Source organism: Proteus sp. G2609 (assembly GCF_963896135.1).
Lineage (GTDB): Bacteria > Pseudomonadota > Gammaproteobacteria > Enterobacterales > Enterobacteriaceae > Proteus > Proteus mirabilis.
Genome location: NZ_CAWQNB010000009.1, coordinates 58,270 through 78,962 on the forward strand (window position 1 = coordinate 58,270; position 20,693 = coordinate 78,962).

General features: G+C 34.6%; 11 protein-coding genes. 2 read left to right on the top strand and 9 right to left on the bottom strand.

What is annotated here, in order from left to right:
* Positions 1-16 precede the first annotated feature (16 nt).
* Positions 17-958 carry a bifunctional riboflavin kinase/FAD synthetase gene (ribF, locus tag AACV01_RS03545; protein ID WP_004245208.1) on the bottom strand — a complete coding sequence of 314 codons (942 nt, stop codon included), beginning with the start codon at positions 956-958 and terminating at the stop codon, positions 17-19.
* Between the two features lie 430 nt (positions 959-1,388).
* Here ribF and rpsT point away from each other — a divergent pair, with 430 nt between their 5' ends.
* Positions 1,389-1,649: a 30S ribosomal protein S20 gene (gene rpsT, locus AACV01_RS03550; RefSeq protein WP_004248964.1), complete on the top strand. Its 261-nt coding sequence runs from the start codon at positions 1,389-1,391 to the stop codon at positions 1,647-1,649.
* A gap of 74 nt (positions 1,650-1,723) precedes the next feature.
* On the opposite strand, the gene nhaR is transcribed toward rpsT, so the two are convergent.
* The 7 genes from nhaR to tal form a co-directional block, all read right to left on the bottom strand.
* Entirely contained in the window at positions 1,724-2,641 is a 918-nt protein-coding gene (gene nhaR / locus AACV01_RS03555) for a transcriptional activator NhaR (RefSeq protein ID WP_004245210.1), read from the bottom strand.
* A gap of 188 nt (positions 2,642-2,829) precedes the next feature.
* Positions 2,830-4,008 (bottom strand): Na+/H+ antiporter NhaA, encoded by a 1,179-nt coding sequence (nhaA, locus tag AACV01_RS03560; RefSeq protein WP_004245211.1) that lies wholly within the window; start codon positions 4,006-4,008, stop codon positions 2,830-2,832.
* 542 nt (positions 4,009-4,550) lie between these two features.
* Entirely contained in the window at positions 4,551-5,687 is a 1,137-nt protein-coding gene (gene dnaJ / locus AACV01_RS03565) for a molecular chaperone DnaJ (protein WP_004245212.1), read from the bottom strand.
* A 106-nt stretch (positions 5,688-5,793) separates the two neighbouring features.
* Complete coding sequence (dnaK, locus tag AACV01_RS03570) at positions 5,794-7,719, bottom strand: molecular chaperone DnaK (RefSeq protein ID WP_004248962.1); 1,926 nt, start codon at positions 7,717-7,719, stop codon at positions 5,794-5,796.
* A 512-nt stretch (positions 7,720-8,231) separates the two neighbouring features.
* A complete protein-coding gene (gene mog / locus AACV01_RS03575) occupies positions 8,232-8,819 on the bottom strand; it encodes a molybdopterin adenylyltransferase (RefSeq protein WP_004245215.1) in 588 nt (195 codons plus the stop codon).
* Positions 8,820-8,980: 161 nt separating this feature from the next.
* Positions 8,981-9,964, bottom strand: a complete 984-nt coding sequence (locus AACV01_RS03580) for an SEL1-like repeat protein (protein WP_004245216.1) — start codon at positions 9,962-9,964, stop codon at positions 8,981-8,983.
* Positions 9,965-10,148: 184 nt separating this feature from the next.
* On the bottom strand, positions 10,149-11,102 hold the full coding sequence (gene tal, locus AACV01_RS03585; protein ID WP_004248961.1) for a transaldolase: 954 nt from the start codon (positions 11,100-11,102) through the stop codon (positions 10,149-10,151).
* A 302-nt stretch (positions 11,103-11,404) separates the two neighbouring features.
* Here tal and yaaA point away from each other — a divergent pair, with 302 nt between their 5' ends.
* Positions 11,405-12,190 carry a peroxide stress protein YaaA gene (yaaA, locus tag AACV01_RS03590; RefSeq protein ID WP_004245218.1) on the top strand — a complete coding sequence of 262 codons (786 nt, stop codon included), beginning with the start codon at positions 11,405-11,407 and terminating at the stop codon, positions 12,188-12,190.
* A gap of 83 nt (positions 12,191-12,273) precedes the next feature.
* Here the strand turns inward: yaaA and AACV01_RS03595 are convergent, their stop codons facing one another.
* Positions 12,274-20,604, bottom strand: coding sequence for a calcium-binding protein (locus AACV01_RS03595; protein WP_161682449.1), 8,331 nt, complete (start codon positions 20,602-20,604; stop codon positions 12,274-12,276).
* Between the last annotated feature and the right edge of the window lie 89 nt (positions 20,605-20,693).

Here is a 20,693-nt window from a genome sequence, read left to right on the forward strand (position 1 = left end):
CCAAGTTTCCGCTAGTTTATGACTCCGACCGCTGCAATAAAAAATCCCTAGCAGCAGCCACATCATTTGCGATTTGCTGTTTCAACGCATCCAATGATGCAAATCGCTGTTCATTACGTAATTTCTTTCGTAACACAACATCAATACGACGTCCATATAAATCCATATTAACGTCGATTAAATGAACTTCTAATTGTACACCCTTACCTTTTACGGTAGGACGACTGCCAATATTAGCCACCCCCGCTAAAGGCGATTGATGGTCGGCTAAATAAACATCAACCGCATAAACACCAGCAACAGGTGCCACTAAGCGTTTCATGGGAATATTGGCGGTTGGAAAACCAATAGTTCTGCCTAATTGATTACCATGTACCACGCGTCCACAAACGCTATAAGGGTGCCCAAGCAATGATTCAGCTAATGCTAAATCGTCATTGAATAAGGCTTCTCGTACCGCCGTACTGCTAATACGTAATCCTTTGTCACAATAACTTTCGGTATTTGCCACCTCAAATCCGTATCGAGCACCGGCTTGTTGTAAAAAATGAAAATCACCTGCTCTATTTTTACCAAAACGAAAATCATCGCCAATGGCTAAAAACTTCACACCTAATTTATCAACTAAGAGTGATGAAACAAACTCTTCCGGTGTTTGTGCCGCAAATTGCTTATCAAATTTGACACATAACAGGTAATCAATACCACACTCTGCCAAATATTTTATCTTATCGCGTAGGCGCGTTAGACGAGCAGGTGCTTTCTCTGGCAAAAAAAACTCCAGAGGTTGAGGTTCAAATGTCATCACAACAGTAGGTAGGCCACGACGTGATGCTTCTTGCTTCAAGTGTTTTAATAATGCCTGATGACCGCGATGGACACCATCAAAATTGCCAATTGTTAGAACACAACCATGATGTTGTGCTCGAATATTCTGTATACCGCGAATTAGCTCCATAACTGGCTCAATACCGTGGAAATAATTGGATTATACCTTGTCAAAGGCTCGAGAGTAACCCAATATATCAATGTTTATTGGTGAGTAATATCTTGCTTTGTCAATTCACTATGATTGTTAAATTAACATGCTCACTGCTAACAAAAAATAAACGATTACTCACTTGTTGGTTATAAAATCGCACAAAATCAACCGTAGATCCGCTTAGAATCTATTATTTATTACTCATATACACGATTTTGATGATTTTTTCACTCAAAAGACTGTATTCTACCCGTCTTAACTGATAAAATCTTGCGCCATCACAACGAAACCAGTGTCGCGTACAACGACGCTAATTTTGTATAAATCCATTGACAAACTTAGGTTGAAAAGGCATATTCCTTCACCTTTGTATTGTCCTCGCTAGAATATATTTGGGAGTTGGAACTTGGCTAATATCAAATCAGCTAAGAAACGTGCGGTTCAGTCTGAAAAGCGTCGTCAGCACAACGCAAGCCGTCGTTCAATGATGCGTACTTACATCAAAAAAGTATACGCAGCAGTTGCTTCTGGTGATAAAGAAGCAGCACAAAAAGCATTTAATGACATGCAACCAATTGTTGACCGTCAGGCAACTAAAGGCTTAATTCATAAGAATAAAGCAGCACGTCATAAAGCTAATCTGCAAGCACAAATCAAAGCAATGTAATTATTGTTTTTTGTGTTTAAAAAACCGGCTTAGGCCGGTTTTTTTACATTCTGTCTATGCAAACTCTACGTATTTCATTCGTTATTGGCTTTCTTTTCACCACTAAACAAAGCTGAAAAATCGGTATTACATACACGTTGTACTGCCGGATGCTGGATCATACGTTCAGCAAAAATAACGTAATACTCTTCTTTTACCGAGTCTAATGTGCCTATTTCCTCAATATTACTTTGGACAAATGTCTCATTGGTATAAATAGAAGGTGCAACAAAGATAGCATTATGATTTAAACCAAATGCTTTCATTAATGCGGCATCATCAAATTCACCTAAAATTTCTACTTGAAGATTTTTATTGCGTATCCAAGTTAACAAATGACGACCTAACATAGAGCGTCGACCAGGGATAAGCAATTTTCTATCTTCTAAACATTCTGGAAATGGCTTTTCTGGTATTGGCTGACTGCAGAAAAAACTGACACTACACTCACCCAATTTAACAGAGAACAGCCCCTCTTGTTGTGAGGAATCTACGGGACAATCAGATAAAATCATATCTAACTTATGCTGACTTAATTGCTCTAACAACAATTCGTGAGTCGATTCAAAACAGCGTAAATGTATTTGTTCATGATCAATAACCGCCGTTTCTAATACACGACTAACAAGTTGTTTGGATAGCGCATCGGCAACCCCAACATCAAATAACAGGTTAGATTCTCGACTATAGTTGACAATATCTAGCATCTCTTGGCTCAGCATAAACATTTTATCGGCATAGCGAAAAATAAGCTGACCTAATTCAGAGGGAACTAATCCGCGCCCTTGACGCTTGAATAATTTCCCCCCTAATCTTTCTTCTAATGCTTTAATTTGCCCTGTAATTGTCTGAGGTGTCAGATACAGCGCTTCCGCAGCCCCTACAACAGAGCCTTCTTTACACACATGCCAAAAATAATAAAGATGATTAAAATTGAGATGTGACACACGCATAGTGATTTTCCTTTCAACTTCTGTGATCTCATCACACAGACTTCGTTAACAACGCATTAGCGATTGGTGTTCCTTTCTCCAATCCTCATAAAAACACCTACGGCACAATACAAGGTATTGCGCCGTAGGTTTATGTTTATAGCTCGGTTTTTATTGTGTTTAGAAAACGAGTTCCCTACTCAATTTCGCTATTTTTGCTTCTGCTTCAACTTCGGTAAAACAGAGTTAAGCAATAAATATCCCACAACAGCAGCCATGGTGGAGCCAACTAAAATACCCAGTTTAGAGTATGTATTATAGGCTTCTATAGCACCTTCAAACGCAAGACCTGCGATAAAGATAGACATAGTAAAACCGATACCACATAAAACAGAAACGGCAAATATTTGCTTAAGATTAATCGCATCTGGCAATTTTGCAATCCCTAGTTTTACCGAAACCCAACTAAAGAGAAAAATCCCAATCGGCTTACCTAAGAAAAGCCCTAACGCAATACCAACGGGTAAGGTCGATAACATGCCATCAAGGGTAACGCCATTTAAAGAAACCCCCGCATTACTAAAAGCAAATAGCGGTAATATTAAGTAGGCAACCCACGGGTGTAAAACATGCTCTAACTCTTCCGACGGTGAAGCCCCCTCTTTATCTCTTAATGGGATCAGGAATCCAACAATCACTCCCGCTATTGTGGCATGTATACCTGATTTCAAAATACACACCCACAAAATAAAGCCTAGGACTAAGTAAACTGCTGTATTACTCACTTTACGCCAATTAAGAATAAACAACATGATGGTGATTAGCGCTGCCAATAATAACGGGACTAATGCCACACTCTTAGAGTAAAAGAGAGCAATAATCACAATGACACCAAGATCATCAATAATGGCTAGCGCTAATAAAAAGACTTTCAATTCCACAGGAACGCGACGCCCTAGTAACGCCATTACACCTAGAGCAAAAGCAATATCTGTTGCTGCCGGAATAGCCCATCCTTGTTGACCAATCGCATCGCCATGATTAAAAAATAGATAAATCAAAGCAGGTGCTAACATTCCTCCTACTGCTGCAATTGCAGGAAAAATAGCGCGATCACGTTGCGCTAATGAACCTTCTTTTAGCTCCCGTTTGACTTCTAATCCTACCACTAAGAAAAAGATGGCCATGAGTGCATCGTTAACCCATAAGATCAACGGCTTATCTAGCTCTAATGCCCCAAATTTAATCATTATTGGGATAGATAAAAACTCATTATACAAAGCACTAAGAGGTGTATTCGCCATTATTAATGCGATAATAGCAGCAACAATCAGAAGAATACCGCCTGATGCCTCTAATCTTAAAAATTGTCTAATAATTGCTGTCATATTGTTAACCTAAAAATGTCTATTTGTGTTAATAATATGCTAATTATGAATTCGTAAAAAACAGATTATTTAGCAAAAATAATTCGGCTTTTTCGATCTCAATCGCTTATATCAAGAGTAAAGAAGGGATTATGTAAAAAATAATCAATAAGTAATATCACGAAAGATAAAAAACAAAAATAAAAAAAATAAAATACAACCTATTGATACAATTATTTTTTATGATAAATATAAGTAATAATTCACATTTAAAACAAGAATTGATAGAAAATAGGTAAACATTCTATTTTTTATCCATATTATTGTGACTATAGTGTGCTTTTTATTAAGAATAGTTGATAATTTACTCACAAGAATAATAAGAGGTGAAGATAATATTGTTCAACCTTTTTTGTTACCAGAGGATACCTAATGAAATAAGAGAGGAATGAGTATTGAAGATAACAGAGAATAAGTTTCTAGGTATTTTTATGAAATTAATAAGAAAAAGCCTGATAGGCAATACATTATCAGGCTTTTTGGGAATGAAGATAACGCAAAAATTATTTGGTTAAATCATCAAAGAATTTTTTTACTCCATCTAAGAAACTCTTAGAGCGCGGTGTATTTTTTTCACCACCTTTACCACCAAATGATTCACCTAGCTGTTCCATAAGCTGCTTTTGTTTTTCATTCAGTTTCACTGGCGTTTCAACAACAACACGGCACATTAAATCACCGACACCATGGCTACGTACAGATTTAACACCTTTGCCTTTCATGCGGAACATTTTGCCAGTTTGTGTTTCTGCTGGAATTTTTAGTTTCACACGACCATCGAGAGTTGGCACCTCAATTTCTCCCCCTAATGCTGCAACCGCAAAGTTAATAGGTACTTCGCAATAGAGGTTATTACCATCTCGTTCAAATATATGGTGCTGACGAACATGAACCTGTACATACAGATCGCCCGCCGGTGCGCCTTGCTCACCCGCTTCACCTTCACCACTTAAACGAATACGATCACCGGTATCCACTCCCGCCGGGATTTTAACTGATAAGGTTTTATAACGCTCAACACGGCCATCACCATGACATTTAGAGCAAGGCTCTTTAATTACTTTACCGCGACCATGACAAGTAGGGCATGGTTGTTGAACGGTGAAGAAACCTTGACGTAAATGAACCTGACCTGCCCCATGACATGTTGAGCAAGTTTCCGCTGATGTGCCTTCTTTTGCCCCACTACCGTGGCATTTATCACAGGTTTCTAAGGTTGGAATGCGGATCTCTTTGGTAATACCACGAACAGCTTCTTCTAGCGTTAAGTCCATGTTGTATTGCAAATCTGAGCCGCGTGCAGCACGTTGTTGACGACGACCACCACCAAAAATATCGCCAAATACATCACCAAAGATATCGCTAAAGTCAGCGCCACCAAAGCCGCCACCGCCTTGACCACCAAAACCACCTTGTTCAAAGGCAGCATGACCATATTGATCATAGGCCGCACGTTTTTGTGGATCGCTAAGAACTTCGTAAGCTTCTTTAATTTCTTTAAATTTAGATTCCGAATCTTTATCACCTTGATTACGATCTGGGTGATATTTCATCGCTAAACGCTTATAAGCACGTTTGATCTCTTTTTCATCGGCTGTTTTACTTAACCCGAGTACTTCGTAAAAATCTCTTTTCGCCATTCTGGATTACCCTTGACATAAGCACACGGGCGTAGAGTTGCCTCGACGCCCGTGTTTCGGTATCAGTAACTGTTCATCATTGAGTTACCGCGGCCCGTTAAGGGCATTATTTTTTATCTTTGCCGTCTACTTCTTCAAACTCTGCATCGACAACATCGTCATCTTTCTTCGCACCTGCATCAGTTGCATCGGCAGTATTACCTGCACCCGCTTGAGCTTGTTGTTGTGCAATTTCTAACAGAGGTTTTGAAGCTTCAACTAACGCTTGCAGTTTTGCTTCAATAGCAGCTTTATCTTCACCTTTAGAAGCAATTTCTAATTCGCTTAACGCTTTTTCGATAGCTTCTTTATCGTTAGCCGCTAATTTGTCACCCGCTTCTTCAATTTGTTTACGTGTACCGTGAACTAATTGATCTGCTTGGTTACGTGTTTGCACTAACTCTTCAAATTTACGGTCTGCTTCTGCATTAGCTTCTGCATCACGTACCATTTTTTGGATTTCTTCTTCATTTAAACCTGAAGAAGCTTTAATGGTGATATTTTGTTCACGACCACTGTTTTTATCTTTTGCAGATACATGCAAGATACCATCAGCATCGATATCAAAAGTCACTTCAATTTGTGGCATACCACGTGGTGCAGGTTGAATACCATCTAAGTTAAATTGACCCAGTGATTTGTTATCACTCGCACGTTTACGCTCACCTTGTAATACGTGAATAGTTACAGCTGATTGATTATCTTCAGCGGTAGAGAATACTTGGCTATGTTTAGTTGGGATAGTGGTATTCTTCGCAATCAGCGAAGTCATCACGCCACCCATAGTTTCAATACCTAAAGACAGTGGAGTCACGTCAAGTAACAGAACATCTTTAACATCACCAGCTAATACACCACCTTGAACAGCAGCACCCATAGCAACAGCTTCATCTGGGTTAACGTCTTTACGTGGTTCTTTACCGAAGAACTCAGCCACAGTTTTTTGTACCATAGGCATACGAGTTTGACCACCAACCAGAATAACGTCGTTTACTTCACTAACTTTCAAGCCCGCATCTTCTAATGCAACTTTTACTGGATCCATTGAACGTTTTACTAAGTCTTCAACTAAAGATTCCAGTTTTGCACGAGTCACTTTGATATTTAAGTGTTTAGGCCCTGTCGCATCAGCAGTAACATAAGGTAAGTTCACATCTGTTTGTTGAGCTGAAGATAATTCAATTTTTGCTTTTTCTGCAGCTTCTTTCAGACGTTGCATTGCCAATGGATCATTACGCAGGTCAATACCTTGTTCTTTCTTAAACTCATCAACTAAGTAGTTAATTAAACGGCTATCGAAGTCTTCACCACCTAAGTGAGTATCACCATTGGTTGACAGAACTTCATAGGTTTTTTCGCCATCAACTTCATCAATTTCGATGATAGAGATATCGAATGTACCACCACCTAAGTCATAAACAGCGATAGTGCGGTTACCCACTTCACGATCTAAACCATAAGCCAATGCCGCAGCTGTTGGTTCGTTAATAATACGTTTAACATCTAAACCCGCGATACGACCCGCATCTTTAGTTGCTTGACGTTGCGCATCATTAAAGTAAGCAGGAACTGTAATAACAGCTTCTGTAACTGGTTCACCTAAGTAATCTTCCGCTGTTTTTTTCATTTTTTTCAATACTTCAGCAGAAACTTGTGGTGGAGCCATTTTTTCGTTACGTGCTTCAACCCATGCATCACCATTATCAGCTTTAATAATTTTGTAAGGCATGATAGAAACATCACGTTGTACTTCCGCGTCTTCGAAACGACGACCGATTAAACGTTTGATGGCAAATAATGTATTTTGTGGGTTAGTCACAGCCTGACGTTTTGCCGGTTGACCAACTAGAATTTCACCATCTTGTGCATATGCAACAATCGAAGGAGTGGTACGATCGCCTTCACCGTTTTCAATAACCCGGGCATTCTTACCGTCCATTACAGCAACACAAGAGTTAGTTGTACCCAGGTCAATACCAATAATTTTACCCATTTAAACGCCTCCAAAGAGAATTCTTTATCAATTTGATTACCAATCTATATGAGGATGAATATTCATTTTTCAAGTCAAAAAATTAATGGACTCAATATCATCACAAAGCGGATAAACATCAACGCAACTCAATAGTGGTAATTGCAGTTGAAAAATAGATGGGGTCATAAATACATTCATCAAGGGGAAAAATAAAAAAAAATAGTAAAAAGATAAAAAAAAGATCTAGTAAAATAACAATATAAAAAATAAATATTATATATCAATAGGTTATAGCAAGCATTGTCTTTAACCCATTATGATGATGTAAAACAACAGCGATAATCCATTAATATAAAAAATAACCAATTGAAATATAACAGTTTCAATCAATTATTACACAAAGCGGGTTATCTCAATGATCAATAAATCATCACTCATAGGTAAAAGTAGCAGGTTGTTCTTATTTAATCTTATTAGGGCAAAACGTACTCACATTCAATATTAATAACAAAAACAACCGATGCAATGTATTAAGCAGATGTAGAACGGCGTGCTGATTTAGGTCTAAAGGCAACCACAATTTCTTCGTTAGTTTCGATATAAGGGCCATCCAATAATTGAATACAATAAGGAACACTGGCAAAAATACCACTGACAATCACCTGTCCCTCACTGTCTTTTAATCCCTCTAATGTCTCTGCGATCGCTTTAGGCTGTCCCGGTAAATTTAAAATTAAGGCTTGATTACGAATAACTCCCACTTGACGAGATAAAATCGCCGTAGGAACAAATTTCAAACTGATTTGGCGCATTTGCTCACCGAAGCCTGGCATCTCTCTATCAGCAATCGCCAATGTTGCATCAGGCGTAACATCACGACGAGCAGGCCCTGTGCCTCCCGTTGTTAAAACCAAGTGACATCCTGCTTCATCAACCAGTTCACATAATGTTTGTTCAATCATCAGTTGCTCATCGGGGATCAAACGTGATTCGATATGAAAAGGGGTTGTGATTGCTTTTTTTAGCCAAGCTTCTAAAGCGGGCAGGCCTTTATCTTCATAAACACCACTGGATGCACGATCAGAAACAGAAACCAGTCCTATACGTAATTCATTCATATCAACCTCAAATTAATCAATAACTGCCAATTAGCGTGCTGATATTAACACGAGAACACGGGTGAATTAAAAACAATCTCAGTAAAAGCTATTATGTTATTTTAGCTATAAAAAAACGGGAGTTTTATACTCCCGTTTTTTATCACATTGATGATTTAATCTTAGTCATCAAGATATTTAGCAATATAAGAAGCAGCTAAAAGTTTAGCTTCTGCTAATTGGGCAGCATTGAGGGCACGGGCGGTTCGTTTTAGCATAGCCTCATCACCTTCACCATTTTCTACAGCAACAGCAAACCATGCATAGGCTTCTTTCAAGTTACGTTTAACCCCTTTGCCATAATAATAGTTTATTGCAAGGTTATTTTGTGCCAAGCCATTACCTTGTAGCGCAGCTTTTTTATACCATTCGTTCGCTTTACGTTGATCTTTTGCTACACCATCACCTTCGTCATACATCACACCAAGGTTATTTTGCGCATCTCGATTACCTTGATTTGCCGCTTTGGTATACCAGAATACCGCTTTGCTACCATCACGCTCGACCCCTTCGCCTTCATCGTAAGAGACAGCTAAGTTGTATTGTGCATCAGCATGACCTTGCTCTGCGGCTTTAGTGTACCAAGTCACCGCTTTTTCATGATCTTGTTCGATACCAATACCTTCATCATATGAAATCGCTAAATTATACTGCGCATCGCTATCACCTTGTTCACCGGCTTTTGTATACCAATACACTGCTTTTTCATGATCTTGCTCTACTCCATCTCCTTCATCAAAAGAGACGGCCAAATTGTATTGTGCTAAAGAGAGTCCCTGAACAGCCGCTTTGTTATACCAATAAACCGCTTTTTCAGCATCACGCTCAATATCATCATTCATATCATACATTAACGCTAAATTTAATTGCGCTTCTGCATGACCTTGTTCAGCCGCTTTTGTGTACCACTCCAATGCTTTTTGTGTATTTTGTTCTACACCTTCGCCACCTTCATATTTAACACCAAGTTGATACTGAGAAGCGGCATTCCCTTCTTCCGCACTTTTTTCAATCGCAGGTAAAGAGAAGGCTGTTTTATCTTCTGACATAGCAACACTACTAAAAAAGAGCGATGCCAGTACTGTTGCCAAAACCATCTTTTTCATAATTCACCAATAATAAATAGGATGTTTTTAATAATTAATTTTTATAATTATTACCGGATAAATTATTTATTCAAATCAATTTAATCTTAAAATTATTTTAAATATTATTTTGCAATAAAAAAAAAGACAACACCCCCCTATTTAAAGTGGGTGTTGTCAGTTTTTATAAGAATTAAACGCCAGATTATAATAAATCTGCAATCATTTTTTCTAATTTTTCCTGATCAACTGCAAACTTACGAATGCCATCAGATAATTTATCAACGGCCATTGGATCAGCATTATGTTGCCAATAAAATTCAGCTTCAGTGATTGGCGCAGGACGTGATTTAACTTCACCATTAAAGGATAGTTTATGCTCTACTTCACCTTGTGCTTCTGATAACTCTTTTAATAACGCAGGAGAAATAGTTAGGCGATCACAACCTGCTAATTCTAAAATTTCACCAATATTACGGAAGCTAGCTCCCATAACGACGGTGTTATAACCATGCTCTTTATAGTAGTTATAAATTTCAGTTACAGAAATAACACCTGGATCTTCTGCTGGTGCAAACTCTTTTTTATCTGTATTGGCTTTATACCAATCCATAATACGGCCAACGAATGGAGAGATCAGGTATACACCAGCTTCTGCACATGCACGAGCTTGAGCAAAAGAGAACAGTAAAGTTAGGTTACAGTTGATACCTTCTTTTTCTAATTGCTCAGCTGCACGAATACCCTGCCATGTAGAAGCAAGTTTAATCAGGATACGATCGTTACTAATACCCGCTTCGTTATACAGTTTAATTAAACGACGCGCTTTGACGATACAGGCTTCGGTATCATAAGAAAGACGTGCGTCAACTTCTGTTGAAATACGACCTGGGATCAGTTTTAAGATTTCTAAACCGATATTGACAGCAAGTTTATCACACGCATCAACGATTTGTTGCTCGCGAGAATCGCTTTGTGAACGCGCCCATTCAATCGCTTCATCGATTAATTTACGATATTCAGGAATTTGGGCTGCATTTAAAATTAAAGAAGGGTTGGTAGTTGCGTCTTGAGGTTGATACAGTTTCATTGCTGCAATGTCACCTGTATCAGCTACAACTGTAGTCAGTTTACGCAAAGAAGTTAATTTGTTGGTCATTTTGTTTATCTCATCTACTAGGTAAATCTGTTTGCAGTCACCTGCGGATATCTATTGATAATAACATGGACTGCTCACACTACAAGATGCTTAGATTCATCGAAAGCAATTATTTGAATGCCAAACGATTTCGCAAAACAAAAGTAGCAAAAAACAGAATAACAACTCAGGCTGAATCGTTTAATATGTCTATTTTATGGCACATTGGTGAAAGTATTGTTTTTTCCTATTATTATGATTTAACTTATCTACCAAACAATTTGCTATAGTAGAACTAAATCAAAATAACTATTGAGGGAATTATGCTAATTACTATTTCACCAGCTAAAACACTGGATTTCGAATCGCCTTTAGCAACAACGCAGTTCACCCAGCCTGAATTGCTAAAATATTCCCAACAACTTATTACAGAATGTCGAAAACTGTCGTCCAGTGATATCGCAAGCTTAATGAAAATTAGTGATAAATTGGCAGGACTAAATGCGGCTCGCTTTGGTGAATGGCAACCTGACTTTACACCCGATAATGCGCGACAAGCCATTTTAGCGTTCAAAGGTGATGTTTATACCGGAATGCAAGCCGCTGAACTTTTCACAGATGACGACTTTCAATTTGCACAACAGCATTTACGTATCCTTTCCGGTTTATATGGCGTATTGCGCCCACTCGATTTAATGCAACCTTACCGCTTAGAGATGGGCATAAAACTGAACAATAAAAAAGGCAGTGATCTATACCAGTTTTGGGGTAACATAATTACTGAAACGTTAAATAACGCCCTTGAAGCTCAAGGGGATAATATCTTGGTTAATTTAGCCTCTGATGAATATTTTAAATCAGTCAACCCAAAAAAACTCAATGCGGAAATTATTAAACCTGTTTTTCTTGATGAGAAAAATGGCAAATATAAAGTGATTAGTTTTTATGCTAAAAAAGCAAGAGGTTTAATGAGCCGTTTTATTATTCAAGAAAGATTAAGTGATAAGGCACAACTTAAAGAATTTAATCTAGAGGGTTATCAATTTAATGCCGCCGAGTCTGAAGGCAATACCCTTGTCTTTAAACGTGCAGAACATCTAGCAAAATAAGCCTCATTTTTTGCTATCAAATGATAGTAATTCATAAAAATAGCCCTGAAAATAGGGCTATTTTTATTGGGTCACAAGGGAAATTATAAATGCTTAACGACCACAGCTAAAGGCGACCAGTTTGATGAGGGAATAACGTCACTGCCTTGTATCGTCGATAGTTGTTGCTGATTAAATTGAGCCATTTGTTGAATAATTGTCGCAAGGGATCCCATTGATAATGTCTGTTCTTTTTCGATAACCTTCACAGGATCAGTTTCTATTTTCTCTACTCGGTTTGTTTTAACAGTCAAGACAAATTGATTATCAGCCGTTCGATACTGTTTATCTTTACCTGCTTGAGAGGATATTAATTTTTCATGCTCAGATAATCCTGATACAAAAATATGGCTCATTTCACCTTCATCATACACCGTCACTTCACCATGACGTTTTTGTACCACATAAACATTATTACCACTTCCTCCACCTAGATAATCATTTCCTGAGGTTGAAATAAACAGATCATGTCCACTTCCGCCATTAAGATTATCATTACCTTCTCCAGCAATTAAAATATGGTGCCCTTCATTGACAACAATATGATCATCACCTTTACCCCCATCAATCACTGAGCTACTTTGATTATGATTAACAACAATATCATCACCATCCATTAATTCTATCATTGGTAATAAATCTATAGCTTGAGAGAATATATCTTGTGATCTGTTTGAAAATAGTTTATTGAGAGACAAAATAGAATTAACAGGTTGATTATCATTAACAGCAATATCATCTCTCAGTAATTCTGTTACCTTTAATGGATAAGGCTCTAGTGTTTGAGTGGATATAATACGCTGTAATTGCGTTGAACGTGATGATGGTTCTTCTCTATGAAAATACTGAGGATACAATGATAATGCCTCTTTATTTAAACGTAGGGAGGGTGGGATCATCAGAACATCACTTTGATGACTCAACCTAACATCCAAAGTGATAGTGGGGCTCAGTAAACGCTGACCGCTGTCTGGCTTAGGCAAATGAAAAACTCGATTATCTTTATCAATAAATTGAAGTGTCATTCCTGAGTTAAAAATAGCACTAACACTTTCCGTATCGAAAACAAGTTTAATATGAGCATCAGGATTATAGCGATGAGATAAAACGCCATCACTAAACATCAAATCAAATCCACTCACATCGGATAAAAAGAAATGACTAGTACAATCAGATGTTAATTGTTTATCATTATCACTCAGAGAAATAATGATCTTTTCATTTCTATTTTTAGCTAGCAATGAGCTTATTTGATAATTGTCATAACCGCGACTCAGTTTAATTGATGAATGAGCCGCAATTCCAGCATAATGATTATTCTCGCTATTACCCTGTAGATTAAGCTTTAAATGTTCTCCAGAAGAGAAACCACTGTATTGTAGCTCAGGTAATAATTGAATAAGTTTAGTTTTATTTTCAGATTGAATAGACAATGTGTGTTTATCGTCATTAATAGAAAGCTGTTGAAGCTTCTCTTGCTGATTATACTTTTCTAAATAACTAAAGTTATATGATACCTCTCTTGGTTGATTATTATTTTCATTAATAGTAAGTATAAAACCATCCATAGTCACAATGGTATATCGATGGGCTAATAATTGACTATTTTTATCTTGGTATACATGACTTAATGCAATTAAATGCTCGATAAATTGATCAGGATCTTTATCATTACTAACTTTAAGCGTAAAAACAATATCTGTTTCACGACGAGAAATAGCGGTAATTTCATCAAAAGTATAATTTAACTGGATAAGACTAGCTTCTGTATGCGTCTCTTCATCAATAATAGTTTCAAGTTGTTTAACATTATTATCCGTATTTGATGCTCTTAGAATCGTATAACTATCATTCCCCGCCCCTCCTTGTGCATAACCTTCCCGTAATACCAGCGTATCATCTCCAGCTAATCCATATAATGAATCTACCCCTCCCATGCCATTTAAATAGTTATTTTTTTGGTCACCATAAATAATATCATTACCTATTTCACTGCCTACTACATTTTCAATACTCTCTAAATAGGCAATAACGGGTTGTTTTTGTAGTGTTATATTAGGCATTGTATCCGCTAATTTATGGGTATAGATTTGTCCTTGCTCTTGAAAGATAAAAAGTCTGGCATGAAAACTCTGGCTATTGGATTTATTTTCTCCCCCGATAAATTTAATATAATTTTTAGATAGGTTAACTTCATACCCTATATATTTTTTTTCTGTCTGAATAATACGTAATGTATCATTACCTTCTCTACCATAAAAACGGCTGGCATAACGAGGAGATTCAGAAGTGAACACATTAAAGGTGTCATCTTTTTCTCCTCCACTTAATCGTTTAGTCCCATTATGAACATCAAATATATTTTGTGTTATTAATGGTGCAGCAATAATATCATCCCCATTATAAGTATTAAAATAAAATAGCTCATTCTCACGCCAACTTGGCTCAAAATATTGTTTTTCAGCTGTTGATTTAATTAAATCATCTGTTAATTCTCCTGATGATAAATTTTGCCATGTTTTTTCTTTTGTTGTTCTTATTTTATCAAAAAAAGAGATATCCACCTCATCCTCAAAAACAGGATTATCATCTTCAAATGCAAAATTAATCGTATAACGATTTAATTGATTAACATAAAAATCCATATCAAAAATGAGAATTTCATCTGTTGCGATGGCTTCTTTAGGAACATAGTATTTATATTCCGTTCTTTCGACACTAAGATAATGAGAAAGCGCAGCTATCTTTTCTGCTTCTTCTTTACTTAAATTTTTCGCCACTCGTTGTACAACAATTTCTCCAAACGGATTAAGTATATTATCTAATGTTTTCCCCAATATACGAGGGATCACTTTATAATAATGATGTTCTTCATAAAATTGTTTCTCATTCGAATAAAAATAATAACTGTGAGGCTCCTGTTTTTTTATTTCTTTAAGATGTTCTTGCGCATTTTGGTCAATCATGGTTTCTAACTGTGATTTTGTCTCTAAATAGACGATTTCATTCTTTTTGCTTGGTAAGATATCCCCCATTAAAAATGCATAAAAACCATTATTAAGTTCTTCTAGTGGTGTAAATCCTATTTTTTCTTTCGCTTCTTCTATCAGTCTTGCGGCATTATAAATTGAAATGGCTAAGGCGATAACAGCTCCCGCGACAATACCAATAGGCCCCGCGACCGTAGAGCCAGCAAGCATTGCGATAGAAACCCCCAAAGTGACCAATCCGGAGACTATAGCTAAAGAGCCATTTACAATATAGTCAATCCGTCGTTTTTCATTTTTTTCTACTGAGATACGGCTAAAGTTATCGTAGATATTATAGATATCAAATCCAATAGACAGGATATTAAGCCCGATACCTATTCGAGTGCTGGTTTTACTAATATACTCCAAAGGATTATTACGGTACTTTAATAATCCTTTAGCTAAAGCGATTTCAATGAATTCAGATAAGCCATTATAGGCCATTTCTGACCATGTTATGGCAAGATTATTGATGGTCTCTCTATGCTCTTGAGGGGTTAATAGCGGATTATTAAGTTGCTCAGCAAGCATAAAGGTTGAATTAATTGATTGCCATATACCGAAGCTAATATTAGCGTAACCAATTTTACTGATAACTCTCATATGTCTGGGAATTTTTAATGAAGGTATTCTTAAATTTTCCCAATCTTGCTGATTATACTGTTTACTACCTAATGCTATTATTTTCATTAATCTTTCATGAGCCGCGACATAATCAGCTCTACTGGACATATGAGAAAGAAAATATTTAATTTTATCTTGTTTGTTATTTAATAGATAACGTAATAATGCAATAACTTCTTTATCTTTTTCATTGCCCGTCACAGATAAAAAATAATCATTAAGATGCTGAGGATCAAAAGTAATTTTTTTATCCCAGTTCTCTATCTGATTAAGATCTATCGCATCGATACTTTCACCATTTATCTTTGCACCTAAATAACAGAGTAATCTTTTGTCAATGACAAGATTATTAATTTCCACTTTAGAAGAAATGGTAGAGCTATCTTCACTTGTGGCTAAGTTAACTTCACCTTTAAACTCATTGAGTTTATTTAATGCTTCTACTGGTGATAAAGCGCTAATCTCTTCATCAGACTGACTGATAACAGCGAGTTTTTTTAAATTATTTATGGTCTCTTTATAGAGTTCAAAGCTTGAAATTTTGCTCAATAATACTCGTGATAAAATACCTTTATTACCCTCATCAAAAAAAGCATTAAGCCTATTTTTAGATAGTTCACTTAAATTATCTATTAAGTGAGGAGTATCATAAATTGCATGAATAATTTCAATAACTTGATACGTTCTTTCCGTTAAACTATAGTTCCCATAGTCTTTATTAGTTATTTCTTGCCACTGTTCAAAGTTCGTTCCATCCATTAAAAATTGGTTAAATTCTTTATTAACAGAGGGATCATAAAGTGATTGAATTAAATTCCTTTTTATTAAACTATTATCTGACGTATTAAATATTGCCGATAATTCAACAAAATATTTCTCAATTGCATTATCAATAAGTAAATCGTGATTTATTATTTTATCACTGAACTCTGCAAGTTTTTCTTTATGATATTTAAGGTTAATTTGATCGACTTTCCTAATAATTGCACCTAATTGAGCATAATTGATCTGATAGCGATTTAACTGAATGTAATTTAAAATATCAGCAATGGTCATATTGTCAGAATAGTCAGGAAAAATAGTGCTAATCTCATTCTGATAACCTAACTTAAACTCTTGATTATCTCTATAATTAGTGTAATTGTGTGAGACGAATTGATAGATTTCTGCAGCATAGTTTTTATTTTCAATATCTACTCTTTGCCTATTAGACATTGTATTAGGCTCATTAGGTACTGTTTCAGTAAGTAGCGTATTAGATGCACCTGTATCAGCAAGTAAAGGGTGACCAATAAACTGACTTTCAGTCGTCGGTTTTACCATAATGTATTCATTTTCAAGTATAAGACTGTTATCCGTCACAGTATAAATAGGCATATTTAGCCGCTGAGCAATCCCTTCAATAAATAAATGACCACTTTGATAACTAAATAAAGTCTCCTTATTGGCAAAAACAATTGTTCTTTCACCAACAAATTGATGTTGTAAAATAACATTTTGTAGTGATTCAACACGGCTTTTCTGCTTAACAAGCGCATTGGTGGCAGGAAAGTATTCTTCATTTCCAGCAGCAATCACTCTTATTTCATGTTTTAAACAATAATCAAGAAAACGGCCTATTTCTGGTTTATCTTTTAAGTATTGTGTTAATTGTTCACTTTTTACACCATTATAGAAATAAATGACGATATCATCTTGATAAACGCCACTAATGCTTTCAATAATAATATTATCTACAAAATCTCTAGTAATAAAATTATTATCAACAAATAAAAAATCAAAATTTTCTTTACTTTCATTAAATAACAGATAACTACCATCTATTTCATTTTTGTTCTGATTAAATGACTTTTCTAGTAGGGTAAGAGGATCATTTTCATTAATATAAAAATTACTAGGATGATAGCCATGGTTTCGCTCCTGATAATTATTATTAAAATAACTTTCTAATTGTGCTATTTCATGAATAATCACTCTATTATTAAACTGATGATTGCTAAAAAACTCAAGATATAAATCACGATAAATACCTGTATTATCTGTTTTTTTTATAGAATCAATTTCATCTTCAATCAAATGAAGAAGCTTATTAACATACTTGTTGTTTCTATATTCTGATAATCTTTGATAAGTTACTTTTAAGTGCAGTCTATTTTCATCATCTAAAAGAAAAATATTTTTTATTTCAGAAATATCAATACCATCAATAATTTCTTTTAACGCTTTATAATTATTTTTAAAATTAATCGTATAATCATAACCAACAACCCCGACATTTCTATTTTTATCTAATATTAAAAAAGGGTTATCAATAATTTTCTCATAAATAAAATTACTAATTCCAGTATAACCTTCATTGATTTCATTAACCATCATTCGATAAAAAATTGCTGCTACTAGGCTATTTTTTTGTGCTAATGCAATTAACTTTTCCTTTCCATAAAGGAGATCGCTATAGAATAATTTATCTTCTATTTTCTGTTTCACTTGATTCAGGATATCAACAAGAGAAATATTTTCATTGTTTTGATTAAATAGTATAATTTCATCAATTATAGAAAAACTGGCTGTTATTTTATCAAAATAAATATTCCCCCTTAGTGTATCAATTAATGAAACAATTTTATTCAATGAAAATGATTTTTTACCATTTAATAAATAACTATTAATCTTAATTAAATCTCGATAATAAACATCATTAAATTCCAGATATCCTTTTGGCTTACTCATTTTTTGATGTGCATTAAATTCAGTAAATTGAATATCAATACCATCACTATTGCTCATTATAATTACTTTACTGGATTTATTATTCTCAAGAATTTTATCTAAATTATTTTTAACTAAAAATATTCCCTCATCAACAAAAACATTTTTGGCCACGACTTCAACTAATTTACTATTTATTTTAAGTTCTAAAATGAGATCACGCTGTTCACTGTAATGAATAACTCGTCCAACAACACCATCTTTAAAAGGCAATGAAAAACCAATTTTTTTTATATTTTCAGCAATACCTTTATGTAACTCGATTTCATTTTGATCCCATAAACTACGATATTTTGTTGTAGGATTTATTTTATATTCATCAATTATAAAATATTCTTTTCCATCAGCTTTATTTAGAGTATAAGAGCCCATTGTTTTTATCAAAGCGTCTTTTATTGATTCTATATTAGAAAATTCCGTCAATTCAGAATTAGAATCAAATAGCGTAAATTTATAATGATTATTAGAATATCTCTTATAAGCAAGAGCAATGGCATGCGTTTTAAATGCAATAATCGCATAATATTCATTATAATATTGCATTATATATTCTAAGTGATAATTTATTTGTGAGAGACTACTTTCTAGCCTATTTGCATTCGATGCTTTCAAGCCATTTTCTGCTAAAATTTTTCGGTATTCGGTCGCCTTTGTTAAATCAAAAATTGTATAATTTATTTTTTCATATATTCTCTCCATTTGAAAAATCTGTGCGAATTTAATTTCCTTGATCTCTTTAATCAATTTTAATACTTCATATTCTTGTACACTATCAAATATAATTTTTTCAAGCTTATCAGATATCTTTTCTTTTTTGTCCTTGTAAAGGTTAATATTTTCCTTTAGCCAATGTAAATATTTATTCCCTCCTTCTATACCATTATTTCTAACCTCCAATAAATATTTCAAACTTATTCCATAACATACCCCTGAAAGTGGATCAAAATGGCTAAAATTATAATTATTCTCAGCTGAAGCGACAAGATTAATTCTTCCCATTATCTTTTCTAATGGTATTAATAAATCAGAAGTTTGTGAAAAATATTTAACGGATTTATCTTTCATTTTAGTAAAGAACCAATCCTTATCTAATTTATAAAGCAAATGTTCACCATTTTCTTTTAGCTGACGATGTTTAGCTACGGCAATCAAGAATGCTTCATCAATATTATTAAGATATATATGGAGTATTTTTTCTGAGTTTTCATTAGAGTCTCTAACAATAAAAATATTTTTATATGAATAACTATCTATTAATTCAATAGTTAAATGACTATCAATATGTACCTGTTTTTTTGCCTTAATATCATTAATAACTTCGGCATAAATATCTTTAGGTGTTACTTGCCAATATTTATCGAGAGTAAAGAAATTAAAATATTCGTTCTTAGCGTAAAATCGGTAAGATATAGAGTTATCAGCAATACTGTTTTTAACCATTTGATTAATAGTATGAATAAGGTCATCTTTTTTAGAAAAGAATTCTACCGTACCTTCAAAGTCAATGATTTTAAACAATTGATTGGAATTATCTATCTGTATAAATAAGTCTTTATCTTCTATTTTTAAGTGAAAGAAACCTGAAGGATAGTGCTGAAATACTGAATTAACACGTATTTTATTTAACTTTTGATAATTTTTGTTTGTAAGATAAGAATTATTAACAAATAAATTCTCTATACTTGCATTAATCTCTTTTACAATAAAATCAATCGCTTTAGTAAATTTATCCCGATTATAAAGAGATAAATTACTTTCTATTTTTATTAAAAAATCATTAGCAGCATATTCATTTTTATAAGTAAGAATATAAATATAATTCTCAATTAAAACACGTCTTACTGACTCAATATTAAAAGGTAATTCAACACTATGCTCTTTAATATATTTCACTATTTCTAGTGTAATTCTTTCAATATCATCATTGATATTAATTTTCTTAAATCCATCCATAGCCTACCTCTTTATTATTAATTACATTAAGAGATAAAAACTAGTGTAATTCTCCTTAGCATTAAATGATTATTTTCTTATTTTTATTT